This is a genomic window from Arthrobacter sp. Y3224198, assembly GCF_059090025.1.
The window spans coordinates 1-16,057 of sequence record NZ_JBNHFG010000048.1; the positions used below are offsets into that span (position 1 = coordinate 1).

The 16,057-nt window shown below is 65.0% G+C and carries 14 protein-coding genes and 1 tRNA gene; 7 read left to right on the forward strand and 8 right to left on the reverse strand.

The features are described 5' to 3' along the window. The first annotated feature begins 141 nt into the window (after positions 1-141). Entirely contained in the window at positions 142-639 is a 498-nt protein-coding gene (locus tag AC5RUF_RS15515) for an SRPBCC domain-containing protein (protein ID WP_493996945.1), read from the forward strand. Between the two features lie 9 nt (positions 640-648). Further along, positions 649-2,046 (forward strand): FAD-binding oxidoreductase, encoded by a 1,398-nt coding sequence (locus tag AC5RUF_RS15520; RefSeq protein ID WP_493996944.1) that lies wholly within the window; start codon positions 649-651, stop codon positions 2,044-2,046. Here AC5RUF_RS15520 and AC5RUF_RS15525 read toward each other — a convergent pair. After that, positions 2,043-3,755 (reverse strand): glycoside hydrolase family 13 protein, encoded by a 1,713-nt coding sequence (locus AC5RUF_RS15525; RefSeq protein ID WP_493996943.1) that lies wholly within the window; start codon positions 3,753-3,755, stop codon positions 2,043-2,045. The genes AC5RUF_RS15520 and AC5RUF_RS15525 overlap by 4 nt on opposite strands. A 233-nt stretch (positions 3,756-3,988) precedes the next feature. Here AC5RUF_RS15525 and AC5RUF_RS15530 point away from each other — a divergent pair, with 233 nt between their 5' ends. Further along, a complete protein-coding gene (locus AC5RUF_RS15530; protein ID WP_493996942.1) occupies positions 3,989-4,519 on the forward strand; it encodes a DUF4190 domain-containing protein in 531 nt (176 codons plus the stop codon). 27 nt (positions 4,520-4,546) lie between these two features. Here AC5RUF_RS15530 and AC5RUF_RS15535 read toward each other — a convergent pair whose 3' ends face one another. From AC5RUF_RS15535 to AC5RUF_RS15550, 4 genes are all read right to left on the reverse strand, one after another. Next, the gene (locus AC5RUF_RS15535) at positions 4,547-5,908 is read right to left on the reverse strand and encodes a DUF4032 domain-containing protein (RefSeq protein ID WP_493996941.1); all 1,362 of its coding nucleotides are present in this window, start codon (positions 5,906-5,908) and stop codon (positions 4,547-4,549) included. 104 nt (positions 5,909-6,012) lie between these two features. Continuing rightward, positions 6,013-7,101, reverse strand: a complete 1,089-nt coding sequence (locus AC5RUF_RS15540) for an ABC transporter ATP-binding protein (protein ID WP_493996940.1) — start codon at positions 7,099-7,101, stop codon at positions 6,013-6,015. Between the two features lie 150 nt (positions 7,102-7,251). Then, positions 7,252-8,046 (reverse strand): trehalose-phosphatase, encoded by a 795-nt coding sequence (otsB, locus tag AC5RUF_RS15545; protein ID WP_494131193.1) that lies wholly within the window; start codon positions 8,044-8,046, stop codon positions 7,252-7,254. Beyond that, a complete protein-coding gene (locus tag AC5RUF_RS15550; protein WP_493996839.1) occupies positions 8,046-9,506 on the reverse strand; it encodes an alpha,alpha-trehalose-phosphate synthase (UDP-forming) in 1,461 nt (486 codons plus the stop codon). Before AC5RUF_RS15550 ends, otsB begins: the two co-directional genes overlap by 1 nt. Before the next feature lie 169 nt (positions 9,507-9,675). On the opposite strand from AC5RUF_RS15550, the gene AC5RUF_RS15555 reads away from it, so the two are divergent. The 3 genes from AC5RUF_RS15555 (at position 9,676) to AC5RUF_RS15565 (ending at position 11,655) form a co-directional block, all read left to right on the forward strand. Beyond that, positions 9,676-10,545: a DsbA family protein gene (locus AC5RUF_RS15555; protein WP_493996838.1), complete on the forward strand. Its 870-nt coding sequence runs from the start codon at positions 9,676-9,678 to the stop codon at positions 10,543-10,545. Positions 10,546-10,699: 154 nt separating this feature from the next. After that, positions 10,700-10,776: transfer RNA gene (locus tag AC5RUF_RS15560), tRNA-Thr, on the forward strand. A gap of 183 nt (positions 10,777-10,959) precedes the next feature. Continuing rightward, the gene (locus AC5RUF_RS15565) at positions 10,960-11,655 is read left to right on the forward strand and encodes a hypothetical protein (protein ID WP_494131194.1); all 696 of its coding nucleotides are present in this window, start codon (positions 10,960-10,962) and stop codon (positions 11,653-11,655) included. Here AC5RUF_RS15565 and AC5RUF_RS15570 read toward each other — a convergent pair. Then, positions 11,652-13,178: a sulfatase-like hydrolase/transferase gene (locus tag AC5RUF_RS15570; RefSeq protein WP_494131195.1), complete on the reverse strand. Its 1,527-nt coding sequence runs from the start codon at positions 13,176-13,178 to the stop codon at positions 11,652-11,654. The two genes, AC5RUF_RS15565 and AC5RUF_RS15570, sit on opposite strands and share 4 nt — an antisense overlap. Before the next feature lie 212 nt (positions 13,179-13,390). Here AC5RUF_RS15570 and AC5RUF_RS15575 point away from each other — a divergent pair, with 212 nt between their 5' ends. After that, positions 13,391-14,188, forward strand: coding sequence for a histidine phosphatase family protein (locus AC5RUF_RS15575; protein ID WP_494131196.1), 798 nt, complete (start codon positions 13,391-13,393; stop codon positions 14,186-14,188). Positions 14,189-14,251: 63 nt separating this feature from the next. Here the strand turns inward: AC5RUF_RS15575 and AC5RUF_RS15580 are convergent, their stop codons facing one another. Together AC5RUF_RS15580 and AC5RUF_RS15585 are read right to left on the reverse strand one after the other, a co-directional pair. After that, entirely contained in the window at positions 14,252-14,980 is a 729-nt protein-coding gene (locus AC5RUF_RS15580) for a hypothetical protein (protein WP_494131197.1), read from the reverse strand. A 133-nt stretch (positions 14,981-15,113) separates the two neighbouring features. Next, complete coding sequence (locus AC5RUF_RS15585) at positions 15,114-15,809, reverse strand: hypothetical protein (protein WP_494131198.1); 696 nt, start codon at positions 15,807-15,809, stop codon at positions 15,114-15,116. Positions 15,810-16,057 lie beyond the last annotated feature (248 nt).

Consider the following 16,057-nt stretch of genomic DNA (forward strand, 5'->3'; position numbering starts at 1 on the left):
GCCGATGGTACTGCATCCGGGAGGGTGTGGGAGAGTAGGTCACCGCCGGACAATTTTTTGATGGTTGAGGGCCCCGCATGGTTGCGGGGCCCTCACCTGTTTAACCCGCAGGCGTCCATCGGGACCGTTAGGCTTGAATGCATGAGCTCCTCCTTGTTTTCGCACGCTGAGACCCCGAATGGCGGCGGTGCCGGTGAAACCGGGCGCGCGGCAATTGCCGATGTTATCGCCTCCCGACAGGTTCCACGGGACCAGCACGAGGCCTTCAACGGCTTCACCGACTATCTCCACCTGTGGTGGCCGGAGGACCTCACGGAGTTCGGCGAAGGAACGCACCCCGAGTTTGAGGGCGGCGTCCTGACTGAGACCAGCCCGGAGGGCGAGACAGCTGTCTGGGCCACGGTCCGGGTCAAGGAGCCGGACGTACGCCTGGAACTCGACTGGGTGGCCGGCCAAAGCCCGCGGATTCCCACTGACGTGCGGGTGACCTTCACAGCAGAGGATGACGGCTCCACACTGGTGACGGTCCGCCACAGCGGGTTGGAACAGCTGCCCGAGCCTGCCGAGGAATACCAGCGGATCGGCGAGGAGTGGGACGAAATCCTGGACCGCTACGCACGTTTTATGGGTGCACGGTAGTCTGCTCGCATGTCACTGGATGCCCTGCAGGGCCTCGCCGCGGCCGCTCCGGATCTGGATGTGACCGTTTCCCCCGACATCCTCGCGGCCTACGCTGCTGATCAGGGGCCTGTCCTGGACTATGTGGAGCCTTTGGCCGTCGTCTGGGCTACCGCCGTCCGGCACGTCCAGGCGGTGCTCCGTTGGGCAGGGGAAAACGGCATTGTGGTGGTGCCCCGTGGCGCCGGCACAGGAGTGTCCGGAGGTGCGCACGCCACCGCCGGCTGCATTATCCTCAGCCTGGAGCGGATGAACCGGATCCTGGAGCTGAATGCACAGGACGAGGTCGCCGTCGTCGAACCCGGCGTAATCAATGCTGACCTGAACGCTGCGGCCGCCCCCTACGGACTGATGTACGCTCCGGACCCTGCCAGCTACCGGATCTCCACCATCGGAGGGAACGTGGCCACGAATGCCGGCGGGCTGCGCTGTGCCAAGTACGGGGTCACCCGGGACTCCGTACTCGGCATGGACGTTGTCCTCGCCGACGGCACCTTGATCAGCACCGGACACCGGACCTTCAAGGGTGTGGCCGGCTACGACCTCACAGGCCTGTTCACGGGCTCCGAGGGTACCTTGGGCATAGTGGTGGGCATTACGGTGCGCCTGCGCTACCTGCCGGTGGAAACGCGGACCGTAGCTGCGTTTTTCCCTGACTTTCCGACGGCGGCTGCCGGTGTCCTGGCGATCGGTGCCGCCCGCGTACAGCCGGCCATCATGGAGCTGTTGGACCGGGCCACCCTCATAGCGCTGGACGGGTCTCACGGCAGCGGGCTGCAGCACCGCGGCAATACGCTCTTACTGGTGCAGACAGACGGGTTCGGTGCCGAGGCCGAGGCGCAGGTTGTTCGCTCCGTACTTGCCGGGCTGGGCGGCACCGTCAGTACCGAAGAATTCGCGGAGGCCGAGGCCCTGGTGGAGCTGCGCCGGCACAGCCGGGGTGACGCAATCGTGGAGCAGGTACGGGTAGGCGAGGATGTGGCGGTTCCACGCTCATCCCTGGTGCGGTACGTGGCGGAACTGGAACGCATTGCCACTGCCCACCGGGTGAATCTCAAGGTGGTGGCCCACGCTGGAGACGGCAACCTGCACCCCACCTTTTGGGTGCAGGCGGACGACCGGGAGGGGCTTCGCCGCTTGGACGCAGCCTTGGACGAGTCAATCGCCGTGGCCCTGGCAATGGGCGGAACCATTACCGGCGAGCACGGCGTGGGGCAGTACAAGCTCCGCTGGCTTCCAGCTGAACAGTCCGGGGAAGTGCTGGAACTGCAAAGACGGGTCAAAGATCTGTTTGATCCCGCAGGGATCCTCAACCCCGGGAAGGCCATTCCTCCCCGGGGCAAAGATAAGCCGGCGCCGACGTCCTAGTCCAGGCGCAGCCAGACCGTGCGGTTGGGACGCAGCCGGTTGCCTTCGAGGGCATCAGGGGCACTGCCAAGCAGCAGCGGGAGGTCCGGAAGCTCCACGGAAGACTCACTCATGTTCATCGCCACCAGCGTGCTGCCGTTGACGAACGCAACCAACCCCTCGGCGTCGTGCTCCGGCCACCACGCCAGGGAGCCGTCCCCCAGGCGCAACTCACGGCGCAAGGAGAGGGCATTGCGGTAGAGGTTGAGGGTCGAATCCGGATTGCGCTTCTCAATGTCACGCGAGTGCCGGCCCCAAATGGGAGGCTGCGGCAGCCAGGTCCTGCCGGTGGAGCTGAAGCCGTAGCTGGGCTGGTCCGCCTTCCACGGCAAGGGGACGCGGTTGCCGTCGCGTCCTACCCGCACGCCTGCGGTCCGGTGGAAGGTCGGGTCCTGCCGGAACTCGTCCGGCAGCAGGGTATGGTCCGGCAGGCCGAGTTCCTCACCCTGATACAGGTACACACCGCCGGGCAGCGCCAGCATCAGTAGCGTGGCGGCGCGCGCTCGGGCAAGGCCGAGGTCCATGTTGGGCTGTTCATCCCGCGGCCCCAGGCCGTCGCCGCTGCGGGGGCCTGCGCCCGTCAGCCCGAAGCGGCTCGTATGGCGGACTACGTCATGGTTGGACAGCACCCAGGTGGTGGGAGCACCGACGTTGTCGAAGGCCCGGAGAGAGGACTCGATGACATGCCGCAGGGCGGGAGCATTCCAAGGATGGTGCAGGTAGGCGAAGTTGAATGTCTGATGCATCTCGTCCGGACGGACCCAATCCGTCAGGCGCTCAATCGGGTCGATGGTCGCTTCCGCGCAGAGCACCCGGTCCCCGTCATAGCTGTCCAGGATTTTGCGCCAGCTCCGGTAGATGTCGTGGATGCCTGGCTGGCCGAACATGGGGGCTTCGGAGCCGGGGAAACCCTCGGAGGAGGATCCGTCCGCGCGTCCTCCCCAGTCAGGCAGTCCGGACTTCTTGATCAGGGCGTGGGCCACGTCTACCCGGAATCCTCCCACGCCGCGGTCCAGCCAGAACCGCAGGATGCGTTCGAACTCGGCGTGAACGGCGGGGGAGTCCCAGTTGAAGTCCGGCTGGGAGGTATCGAAGAGATGCAGGTACCACTGGCCCGGCGTGCCGTCCGGCTCCGTTACCCGGGTCCAGGCCGGCCCGCCGAAGTGGGACTGCCAGTTGTTGGGCGGATTTTCGCCATGCTCTCCGGTGCCGTCCCGGAAGATGAACATGTCCCGTTCGGGGCTGCCGGGACCGGCGGCCAGGGCCGCTTGGAATAGCGGGTGCTGGTCCGAGCAATGGTTGGGCACCAGGTCCACGATGACGCGGATCCCGTGCCGGGATGCCTCGGCTACGAGCGCGTCGAAGTCCTCCAACGTTCCAAAGATGGGGTCCACGGAGCAGTAGTCCGCGACGTCATAGCCCGCGTCCTTCTGCGGAGAGCGGTAAAACGGTGAAAGCCAGACGGCGTCGATGTCGAGTTCGGCCAAGGTGGACAGCTCAGCGGTGATTCCCTGCAGATCCCCGACACCGTCACCACGCAGGTCCCGGAACGACCGCGGGTAGATTTGGTAAATCACGGAGGACCGCCACCACTGACGGTCCCGGGACGGCTCATGAACGGGGACCAAGCGGAGGCCCCGGCTGACGGCCTCAGCCAGTTGTTCAACCATTTGGCAGCTCCTCTCTGGGGTCGAAGACAAAGGCGTGCATTCACATACACCTCTATTTAACGACTTACATCCGGGCCAGAGCGAAAACGGAGGGCAAGCTCACATGCGATTTGCCTCACCCCGCGCCGCCGGCGATACGGATAGAATTATTTTGCGTCACACCGACGACCTGCACAGCCGGCCGCTTTCGACGAACCGGCTGTGCCCCACACACCACCCAGGGGGAAACACGCGTGTCAGAGAATCGACCGGAATGGCAGCAGGGAGACCCGGCGCAGGCCGGCCAGACCCCAGACGCAGGCCAGTATCAGCAGCAGCCGTCTCCCGACGGCCAGGACCAGCAGGCCACGTACCCGTACGGGTCCTACGGCCAGCAGGACCCGGGAGCTTACGGCCAGCAACAGCCGTACGGACAGCAGCCTGATCCCGCCGGTTACGGACAGCAGCAGGCAGGCTACCCGGCCTACGGGCAGGCACCATATCCGAGCTACGGGCAGCAGGCCTACCCGGGTTATGCGCAGCAGCCGGCGCAGGCCAACCCGGGACAGTCCATGGGCCTGGCCGCGCTGATCACGTCCTTCTTTGTGCCCGTAGTGGGGCTGATCCTGGGCATCATCGGACTGAAGCAGTCCAAGAAGGCCGGCCGGAGCAACGGCATGGCCGTTGCCGGCATCGTGGTCGGCAGCGTCTTTACCCTCCTGTGGATCCTTTACGTCATTGTCTTCATTATTTTGGTGGCCTCGGCTCCGGACTACGGATACTGACGCCACTGCCGGCCGAGGGAGCCCCGGTTATCCCGGGGCTCCGCCTGAGTCCAGGATCTGCATGGTCCGGGTATCGGCGCTGAGCAGGATGGCCGCCTCGTCACGGCGGTGGCGGAGGATGTTGTCCATGTAGGACTGGACCGCCTCTGCCATCGGAACGTTCCGGTTGGCCTTTTCCGACATGTACCACCGGTGTTCGAGAACCTCATGCACCACCTCTGCGGCTTCCAGTTTGCTGCCCAGGTCCCGCGGCACTGCCTTGACTATCGGTTCAAAGACCTGAGTCACCCACAGGTGCGCGCTCAGCTCCTCGTCCAGGTCCGGATGGTTGGTTACCCGGTAGGAATCCATGTCATTCAACAGCCGGCGGGCCTGGTTCTCCTGGGCATCGATACCCGTCAGGCGGAGGAGCCGCCGCTGGTGGTGCCCGGCGTCGACCACCTTGGGCTGCAGCTGGACCTGGGACCCGTCCGGTGTGGTGCTGATGGAGAGTTCGTCGACGTCGAAGCCCAAGTCATTCAGGCGCCGGATCCGGGCGTCCACGCGCCAGCGGTCCGCCAGTCCGAAGGATTCCTGCTCAGTCAGTTCGGCCCAGAGCCCGCGGTAGGAATCCATGATGCGTTCACTGGTGGCCAACGGGTCAATCGTGTCTTCGATCAGGCCGCCCTCTGCAAGGTCCATCAGTTCGCCGGCAATATTCACCCGGGCAATCTCGAGGTCGTATTCGCGCTGGCCCTTGGAGAGCTCGGGATACAGCTCCCCGGTTTCGGCATCCACCAGATACGCGGCGAATGCCCCGGCGTCGCGCCGGAACAGGGTGTTGGAAAGGGAGACGTCGCCCCAGTAGAAACCGGCCAGGTGCAGACGGACCAGCAGCAGCGCCTGGGCATCGATCAGTCGGGTCAGGGTCACTTCCCTCAGTGTCTGGGAAAACAGGGCGCGGTAGGGCAGCGAGAAACGCAAATGCCGGGTGACGAGTACCGGCTGCAGCTCCTCGCCGTCGGGGTTCATGCGCCCCGTGATCACTGCCACCGGCGCCACTGCGGGAACATTCAACCGGCGGAGCTTGCGGAGCATGTGGTATTCCTGCCGGGCCACGTGCTCGCCGGTTTCCTTGATGGCGATGAGGGAGTTACCCAGCCGGGCGAACCGCACCACGTGACGGGAAATGCCCCGGGGAAGTGCGGCCAGGTTTTCCTTGGGCCATTCCTCCAGCGGTATGTGCCAAGGCAGGTCCAGCAACGCAGGGTCCATGGACGCTGCAGTGATGTTCAGCGATCCGAGGGTGTTGATCCGGTTGGTGGAGGCATGGGTGGTGCGGGGCAGCTTGCCGGCCTGGTCCCAATCCGTGGGTTCGTTCTGCCAGTTGGCTGAAGCGGCGTCTGTCATAGGCGAAAGCCCTTACGTTTTGAACAAGCGTTAACGAAAATATGCGGTGGCTCCCTACCCAGAAGTCTAGTTGAGCATGGAGGCCACCGCATATTTTTCGGAGCTTACGCCTGTTCTGCCAGCCGCTCTCCGTTGGACGTGTCGAACAGGTGTACATGACCCTTCTGCGGTCGTACGTAGAGGGTGTCACCCTTCATCGGGGGACGCCGTCCGTCGACGCGGACCACAATGTCATGATCCTTGCCGTCCAGCGTGGTGTGCCCGTAAACGTACGCGTCGGCGCCGAGTTCCTCGACCACGTCCACGTCCACCCGGAGACCGTCGCCTTCGGTCACGAGCTCCATGTCTTCGGGCCGCACGCCCAGGGTCACGGTATTGCCGGCAGCTGCGCCGAGCACGGAGCTTTCCACCGGGTAGACCGCCCCGCCGAAGGCCACGCCGCTGTCCACCACGGGAAGTTCGAGAAGGTTCATGGCCGGTGAGCCGATGAAGCCTGCCACGAAAACATTCTTGGGGTGGTCGTAGAGGTTCCGCGGGGTATCCACCTGCTGCAGGATGCCGTCCTTCAGCACCGCAACCCGGTCACCCATGGTCATGGCTTCCACCTGGTCGTGGGTCACGTAGACCGTGGTGACGCCGAGCCGGCGGGTCAGGGAGGCAATCTGGGTGCGGGTCTGCACACGCAGCTTGGCATCGAGGTTGGAAAGCGGTTCATCCATCAGGAAGACCTGCGGGTTCCGCACAATGGCACGGCCCATGGCAACGCGCTGGCGCTGGCCGCCGGAGAGGGCCTTGGGCTTGCGGTCCAGGAAGTCCTCCAGGTCCAGCAGCTTTGCGGCTTCGCGGACGCGTTCCATGCGTTCTTCCTTGCCCACGCCTGCAATCTTCAGGGCGAAGCCCATGTTGTCGGCGACGGACATGTGCGGGTACAGCGCGTAGTTCTGGAAAACCATGGCGATGTCGCGGTCCTTCGGCGGGACGTCGGTGACGTCGCGGTCACCGATGAGGATCCGGCCGGAGTTCACGTCTTCAAGCCCTGCGAGCATACGCAGCGAGGTGGATTTTCCGCAGCCCGACGGGCCTACGAGAACCAGGAATTCGCCGTCGGCGATTTCGAGGCTGAGGTTGTCTACCGCGGGGCGTTCCGTCCCCGGGTACAGGCGTGTTGCCTGGTCAAACGTTACCGTTGCCATGGTGTTTCCCTTCACGGGCAGGTACGTGCCCGACGATCCGTTGTGAATGGAGTGCTATTTAGTTGCAGTCAGGAACCAGGCACAGGTATCAGCAGTGACCCTGTGACCTGATTCACAGGGTCAGTATTGCATACGTTTGGCCGGGCGGGGTCAGCGATCTGTCCCGGGTCCTGGAGCGACGGCGGAGCGGCGCAGCCGGAGCAGTTCGGCAAGGACCTCCGTGAAGGCCTCGGGCGAGTCCACGCGGTAGGGCGCCGAAGTTTCCCCGTCGCCCACCTTCACTCCGACATCGCCCGGGAGCAGGGCTTCGAATCCCCGTTCGTCCGTGACGTCGTCGCCGGCGAAGAGCACTGCCGTTGCACCTGTCAGTTCCCGCAGGGCACGAATGCCCTCGCCCTTGTGGGTGTGGACCACGGAGGCTTCCAGGACAGCTTTCCCATCGGTGACCTGGACGCCGTCGAGCCTGCCCAGCTCGCGCCGGGCTTCGTCGGTGGCCGCAAGGGCAACTGCCTCGTCCATGCCGCGGGTGTGCAGGACGACGCCGGCGGGCTTGTGTTCCAGCCGGCTCCCCGGGTGCCGGCCGGTCACGGCTTCCACGGCGGCGCGGGCACGGGACAGCAGGTGTGCCTGTTCCGGGGTCAGCTGCAGCGGCTCGGCGTTGGGCCCGGTCCAGGTTTCCGCGCCATGACTGCCGATCAGCAGGGTCTCCGGCTCAGGGGAGGCGACACTGCGCAGGCTGTCCAGGGCACGCCCGGAAATAAACGCCGTGACGGTATTCGGCAGTGCGGCGAGGGCGCGGACCGCTTCCGCTGAACCGTCCAGCGGGCGGGCATCTTCGGCCCGCTCCACCAGCGGAGACAGCGTGCCGTCGAAGTCCAGCGCCACCAGCAGTTTCCCGGTGCCCGCAAGATCCTGAAGTGCCTGTTGCAGCTCAGCGTTGTCCATTACTGCTCCCGGTCCTGGTCCTGTCCGAGCGCTTCCAGGAAGTTCCGGGACCAGCGCTCGACGTCGTTCTGCAGTACCTGCCGGCGCATCAGCCGCATCCGCCGGCTGGCCTCCCGGGCAGGCATGTTCATGGCTGTCAGGATGGAGGCCTTCAGCCCGTCGATGTCGTGCGGGTTGACCAGGACCGCCTGCCGCAGCTGGTCCGCCGCACCGGTGAACTCGGACAGCACCAGGGCGCCGGTATTGCCGGTGCGCGCTGCCACGTATTCCTTGGCCACCAGGTTCATGCCGTCGCGCAGTGCGGTAACCAGCATGACGTCGGCGGCGAGGTAGAGGGCTACCATTTCCTCCACCGGATAGCTGTGGTGCAGGTAGCGCAATGCGGTGTTGGAAATGGTGTCGAAGGTGCCGCTGATCCGGCCCACCGTCCCTTCCACCTCTTCACGCAACAGCCGGTACTGTTCCACACGCTCGCGGGAGGGGCTGGCAACCTGGATCATGGAGGCGTTCTCGACGGTGATTTCGCCGTCCTCCAGGAGTTCGCCGTAGGCCTTGAGCCGGTGGCTGATGCCCTTGGTGTAGTCCAGGCGGTCCACGCCCAGCATGACCGTGTCCGGGTTGCCCAGTTCGCGGCGGATCTGCTTGGAGCGCTCAATAATGTCTTCGCGCTGCGCCAGTTCGGCGATCTGCGCGGCGTCGATGGAGATGGGGAACGCCTCGGCACGGGAAACGTAGGACAGCCCGTCCTCGGTGGTGACGTGCACCTGCTGCTGGCGGATGGTGTAGCCGGCAAAGCGGCGGACGCAGCGCAGGAAGTTGCTGGCGTCGGAGGGGCGCTGGAAGCCGATCAGGTCCGCGCCGAGCAGGCCTTCGATGATGTTCCGGCGCCAGGGCAGCTGCGCGAAAATCTCCAGCGGCGGGAACGGAATGTGGTTGAAGAAGCCGATCTTCAGGTCCGGCCGTGCCTTGCGCAGCAGCTGCGGCACCAGCTGCAGCTGGTAGTCCTGTACCCACACGGTGGCACCCTTGGCCGCCACGGAGGCAGCGGCGTCGGCGAACCGGCGGTTCACCGTGCGGTAGGCATCCCACCAGGTGCGGTGGAACTCCGGGGTGGCGATGACGTCGTGGTAGAGCGGCCACAGGGTCGCGTTGGAAAAGCCTTCGTAGTACAGCTCCACTTCGTCGGTGCTCAGCGGAACCGGCTTGAGGTGCATGTTGTCGTGGTCAAACGGATCCAGGGTTTCGTCGGGGGACCCCGGCCACCCCACCCAGGCCCCGTCTGCCTTGGCCATTACCGGCGCCAGAGCGGTGACCAGCCCGCCCGGAGAGCGGCGCCAGGCCTCGCCGTCGTTGGTGCTGACCCGGTCAACCGGGAGCCTGTTGGAGACTACGATGAAATCGAAGTCTCCGTACCCGCCCGGCGCGTCGTCCTTGTGGCTCGGATCGGCATCAGCGTTCACGAATGGCACCCCTTTGTTGATTGGTCGTATATTGCCACTCTATCGAAGCGCGGAAACTTTGTACTGCCCGCGGGCGTTGGCCAAGAGGTGGGGGAGCGTCTTCCGCCTACACTGGTGATGTGCCCAGCGGCCCCCGAAACGCGGCCGGCGTTGAAAGACATGAGGAACTATGACTGACCGGAATCTGAAGCCGACCAAGGCAGAGCGTACCGCTGCCGCGCGCGAACAGGCCCGTGCCCTGCGCGAGGCCCAGCAAAAGAAGGAGCACCGCAACCGGCTCCTGGTCCGCTGGGGCGTCGTGGTGGCCATCCTCGCCGTGGTGGCGATTGTCGCGGCGATTGTGGTCAACAACGTGAACAGCAAGGTGGCCTCCACCGGGGAGTCCCCGGCAAACGCCAACCAGTACGGCGGGTTCACTCTGACCTCCACGTCGGCGCTGGCACCCACCGAACCGTTCGACTTCGACGTCGATTCGCTGGGGGAGGCCCCGCAGGATGCCGCCGAAGATGCACCGGTTCCCCCGGGCATCACCGCGGCCGAACCCGGCCAGCCCGTGCAGATTGTGGAGTACGTGGACATCAACTGTGTCCACTGCGCCGATTTCGCGGCCGCCTATGACGAGCAGATAGCACAGTGGCTGGACGCCGGGGATGTCACGTACGAATACCGCACGGTGGCGTTCCTCGACGGCGGTTCGCCCACGAACTACTCCTCCCGCGGCGCCAACGCTGCGGCCTGTGTTGCTGCCGAAAGCCCCGAGTCCTACTGGGACTTCATGAAGGCCATCTTCGCCCAGCACGCCAGCGGTGAAGTGAACAACAAGGGTCTGGTGGACATGGCTGCCGCTGCGGGTGCCGACACTGACGGACTTGAGTCCTGCATCGATAATGGCACCTACCGCCCGTTCGTGAAGTACGCGGACCAGCTGGCCCGGATTGACGGCATTTCCGGCACTCCCACGATCTACGTCAACGGTGCCGAAGCGGATCCGAACACCTTCGCGGAGACGGTCCAGGCTGCGGTGGACGCCAACAAGTAGGTCCTGCGCCCGGGGCACCCGTTGTTCCCCGTGAAACCCTTCCGGTTTCACGGGGACGGGCGCTCTGGGCTAATCTTGTCTAGCGCTGTTTGTTCCGCCGGCTTTCCGACGGACAGCAGCTGCGTGACTGGCGCGGTTCTTTCGCCGCCAGCACGCCCCCTTAGCTCAGTTGGCCAGAGCACCTGTCTTGTAAACAGGGGGTCGCCGGTTCGAATCCGGCAGGGGGCTCCACGAAACCCCTCCTGATCGCGTTTGATGAGGAGGGGTTTTTGCTTCAAATATTGGGGGAGCGGACATCACCTGGAAATGGGTTTCAGACCCCCGGTTCCTCCGGGTCCTGACCATAGGTTCTGCCGTTGCGGTGAACCTTTGGTTTTTTGGCGGCAAGCTGGCGGAATCGTCCACGTTTTCGCCTTGGGTGCGATCTACGGCGTGCTGCTGTTCCGGGTAGTCTCACGGTCCGTACGGGCCACTTTCGTGATGACCTGGGCCTTCAACTTCATCTTCTTGCAGATGCTTAGCGTTGAAGGTGTTCTTGATGTTCCGGCTGCCGGTCCGCTGTATATGGGCTTCGCTGCCGGGGCGGTAGGCGGTGGACACCGGTGGACCGGCAAGCGGGCAGGATCCGTTCTGAGGCGGAAGCGGGAACGGGCCGACGACGGCGGTTACACGGGCGGGTGGCAGTTGGCACTGCTCAACGCCGGCTGCGCCTTCGTGTTGCTTGTGTTCCCGGCCGTGGCACTGATTGGCGGCGGTCTGACGCCACGGACTATCGCAGTCTCGCTGGCGGCCGGCTTTCTGGGCGGTTGGGGGCTCTACCGGTTTGTGAAGTCCCTGCAGATCCGGTTCATGACGCTGCTGGGTTTGTTCGTGGGCCTGATTCCGGCAATCATCTTTGCCGGCGCGAACGGATACGGACTGGCACCGTTGACTGCCGTTTTCGGGTTGATGGCCGGCATCCTTGTGGGCGGACGCTACTGGTGGGGGCCGCGCTGCGGTGCCCCGCGCCCGCCGTTTGCCGGTGAGGGGAAGCGCCGCCGCAAGAAGAAGCGGCGGCCCGCCAAACCGGTGGCAGGCCGGGGCACCGGGAAGACAACAGTAAGTACCTAGCGCCGCCCGGCCCAGGCCTGCGTGTAGAACCGCGGTGACAGCGAATCCAGCAGCTCCGCGTAGGCTTCCGGCTGCAGGGCCTGCGCCGAGCCGTCGGGGACTGTGGACGCAAACGCGGACACGCCGAGTCCGGCCTCGTGGTCGGCCAGTTCCAGGCCGGCAGCTTCCAGGATGGTGGGGTACATGTTCAGCTGGTCCGCGCCGGGACGCAGCGGAGTCTGGGTCCCGCCGCCCGGCACCCAGATGCGGTTGAAGATGGTGCGGTTGGGGTGGTGGTCGAGCTGCTCGTGGAAAGCATCGCCGGCGCTCATATGCTTGAGGTGGTCGCCCATGATCACCACGGCAGTGTCCTCCAGGTAGCCCTGCGCCTCCATGTACTCCACGAAGCCGGCAACCTGGGTCATGGAACAGTGGAACGCGGACGTCACTTGGTTCTCCGTGTCCACGTTGCAGTAGTCGTAGATGTGGACCGGCTCATGCGTGTCCAGCGTCAGCAATGAGAGGTTGAACGGCCTTCCGGTGCGTTCGGCCTCCGCATGCAGCTCGTCGATCTGCGTCCTGGCGTGGGCGAGGAGCCGTTCGTCGCTGAGTCCCCAGTCCTTGCGGAAGCTCTCTTCGGGGTCGCCGGCCTCGCGCCACTCCGCCAGGCCCTTGACCTCGGAGTAGCCGTGCGTGCCCAGGAACGTGTCCTTAGCGGCGAAGGACGAGTTGGCGCCGCCCAGGAAGACGCTGGTGTAACCGTTCTCTTCCAGCACGTCGCCGAGGCAGGTGGACCCGCCCAGGTAGGTTTCGGTGTTGTCGCCGAGCTCATTGCCGCTGCCGCTGTCCATGCCCAGCCCCGGGCCCTTCAGCGGAACGCCGCATTGGGTGGACACCAGGCCCGCCATGGTCCATCCGCCGCCCCGGTACTGCTGGAAGTTCTCCACACTCCGCCAGCCGTCCGCCTCAGCGGTGGCTTCCTCGAGGGGCAGGAAGGCGTCCTTTTCAAAGAGCTGGTCGTCGGCCAGGGTGCCCTCGCCGGACTCCAGGTAGATCAGCACCAGGTTGCGCTTGTTGCCGGCGTCGCTGACGGTGGGCTCCACAAAGTAGTCCCCGACGTCGTACGGCGAGCTGGCTGCCTTGATGTAGTCTCCGACGCCTACCGTGGTGGCGAAGGCCGTGGTCCCGCCAATGACGACGGCGCCCACCAGCACCGTGGAGATGCTGCGCATGATCCAGCGGGTGCGGCCGGGACGGCCGACGGCATCTTGGCTCCTGAGCTTGCGGCGCCGGGAGCGCTGCCACAGGGCGATCGATGCGGTGATGAGGAGCGGCACGACGCCGATCCCCAGAATGCCGAGCCATACGACGTTCCCGCCGCCGCCGTCCGTCTCGACGGACACGAGGTTCAGGAGCATCTGGCCGACGGAGATTTTGCCCCAGAAGAAGCGGATGCCGATGGCGGCGATAAGCAATGCCAACCCCAGCCAGATCAGGGCATAAACCAATATGCGTCCAACGACGGCACCGACCCGTCGCGCCACATAAAGATTCCGGCCAGACATCCACACCTCGCGTTCCAGCTACCCGCCTTCTGCGGGGCACCCTTGACAGCCGACCCATGGTCGGACACTGAATCTTAGTTCCGCAGCGTATTCCATTCAACTCCGGCCTGCCGCGTCACAGGCGGCAGGAGGCACTGCCCGTAGGATGGATCAGCAGAAACAAGCCCGCGTATCAGGAGGTCCCGATGGTTATGCCCCGCAATCTCTTCCTCGTCCGGCACGGACAGAGTGAGGCGAATGTCATGCAGAGGGCGGCCAAAGCCGGGGATCCCAGCCTCTATACGGAAGAGACCATGACCGTCCCGGATCGTTCGTGGCGCCTGACGGACCTCGGGGTGCAGCAGGCCAAAGCTGCCGGCACCTGGATCGGGCAGCAGAACATCCAGTTCGACCGTGCCATGGTGTCCGTGTACACACGGACCCGGGAAACCGCGGCGCACCTGGGGCTGGACGTGCGATGGGAAGAGAACCGGGTGATCCGGGAGCGTTCATGGGGTGAGATCGGGTCCATGTCGAAGCAGGATTTCGCGCGGAAATACTCGCAGAATGCGGCCTACCGCGACAGCGACCCGCTCTACTGGGCTCCGCCCGCCGGCGAATCCATTGCGAACGTTGCGGAGAACCGGGTGCGGAACATCCTCAGCACGCTGCACCGCGAAAACGCCCGGGACAATGTCCTGCTGGTGACCCACGGCGAATTCATGTGGGCAACGCGCCTGGTCCTGGAGCGGTGGAGCGATGAGGAGTTCCTCGAGCGCGACGGCGACAGGGACCAGATGATCCACAACTGCACCGTCCTGCAGTACACCAGTACGGATCCGGACAACCGGAACAACGTCCGGGACAAGCTCAACTGGGTCCGCCGCTGCTGGCCCGTGTGTGTTGACGGTGAGTGGACCATGTTTGTGGGGGAGGGAGGAGTTCGACCGGAAGTACTTTACCGACGGCGAGCTCCTGGCGCGCGCCGAAGCGAACCGGCACTTCCTTGAGGGTTCGTTCGGCAGCTGAAGCATATGCCGGCGCAGGGATGCCGGCCAGCGCCGGTTAACAGCTCAGGGAACCGGCAAATGGACAAAAACCTGGCCGCAGTCCCCGTCGTATTCGACGTCGAATCCGTTTGCGCGGAAAGCCCGGTATAGCGCCCGTCCCGTCTTCGCCCCGTGGAAGTGGTCCCATGCGGCAACGGCCACGGCCCTGTCCACGGTGTTGTCCCGCAGACGGAGTACGTCATCTTCCCAGGTCAGTGTTCCGTCATGTCCGGCAACTGTGTATGCGGCCATGACGCCCAGGTCCGCGGGGCGGGAATGGAGCTTTTCGGAGCGTGAGATGCCTTCCCGCACGTCGATTCCGGCGGCGGCTACCTCCTCCAGCGCCCATTCCCAGCGCATGTGGGCAGGAGGTGCGACGAGGCCGCGGCGGTACTGGTAAATGGTGACGGTGACGGGAACGTTTTCTATCCCGGCGTTGGTGGCAACTTCAAAACCCTGATAGCGAAAGGCCTCCACAATTTCCATGCGGCTGCGGAAATCGCTGGTATGGAAATTGATGTGTTCCAAAATGTCGCGTTCAAATTCTCCATTGCCGCGGAACTGCAGCCTGCCACGGCTCCACGTGGCTTCCAGCGGACTGAAGATGCCGGTAGCTGCAGGGTATGGCCACCCCTGTGGTCCGGACGCGAAGCTCTGGGGGCCGGGGAGGGTACGCACCTTGCGCCGCTCGAGGTTTTCCAAGGCACGGTTCCACCGCTCCTCGGTGGTCATGGCCAGCGTATGGTCAAGCATTGAGTTCCGCTCCTGTTGAGTGAAGTGCCGGTCCGGCCCGGCGGCTGATTCCGCCCTGATGCGCCGGCCGGGTCCTCCTCCCGGCCCTTCGATGCGCAGGTCCGGGAGGAGGAAAGGCGGGAAGCGCCTGCGGCTAGAAGGGCCGGACCGCCTTCTGGTTCTGGCGGGACTGCTTCATCATCCTGAAATACTCGGGCGACGGGGCCAGGTACAGCGGCACGGTGGCGAGGACCAACAGGAGGATTCCCCACCAGCCCAGGAAGTTGAACTGCGCCAGCAGGCTCAGCACGGTCAACCCCGTGTAGACCGTCAGCATGATCCGGGCCCAGTTGTGCCCCTTCCGAATGAAGATGGCAGACACCAAGGTGACGGCGAAACCGATAATCGCCATAACCGACACCAGGACGATGCCGCCCGCGATTGCGGCGTCCACTGCCGAGGCCCCGGCCTGTGACTCTATGGCGGCGCGGCTCTCATCGGAGTTCAGCTGGGCGATCCCGACAGGAACGCTCAGGACGGTAAGGACCAGGACAACCATCAGCATGGCGAAGGATGAGTCCACCTGCTTGGGCCGCTTCGCCGCGACAGGTGCCGTCTGGTAAGCCGGTGCTCCCGGGTATCCCTGCGCGGTCGGTGCGCCCGGGTATGCCGGAGCTCCCTGGGCGGCCGGTGCTCCCGGGTATGCCGGAGCTCCCTGGGTGGTCGGTGTCCCCGGGTAGGCCGGGGTGCCTTGGAACGCCGGTCCCGGCGGAACCGGACCCTGCCCTTGCGGCTGCCCCTGGCCGGGTCGCTGGGCATACCCGTTGTTGTGCTCCTGTGGTCCGTTCATGTTTCCCCCATTTGCTGATCGTGTCAGTGCGTTCGCGGCTCAACGGCCGCAGTACGTGCAACCATAACGGGCGGAGCACTCACGCGCACTTGGAGCGGCATGCCGAAGCACGCGGTATCCGCGGGCAGGGAAACTGCAGCGCACAAAAACGGCCGGGGCCGGACAGGCGGTAAGCCCGTCCGGCCCCGGCCGGGGAAACGATCCATAGCCAGCCCGCTCCCGCCGCGCCGAGGAGGAGGACTGGGCGC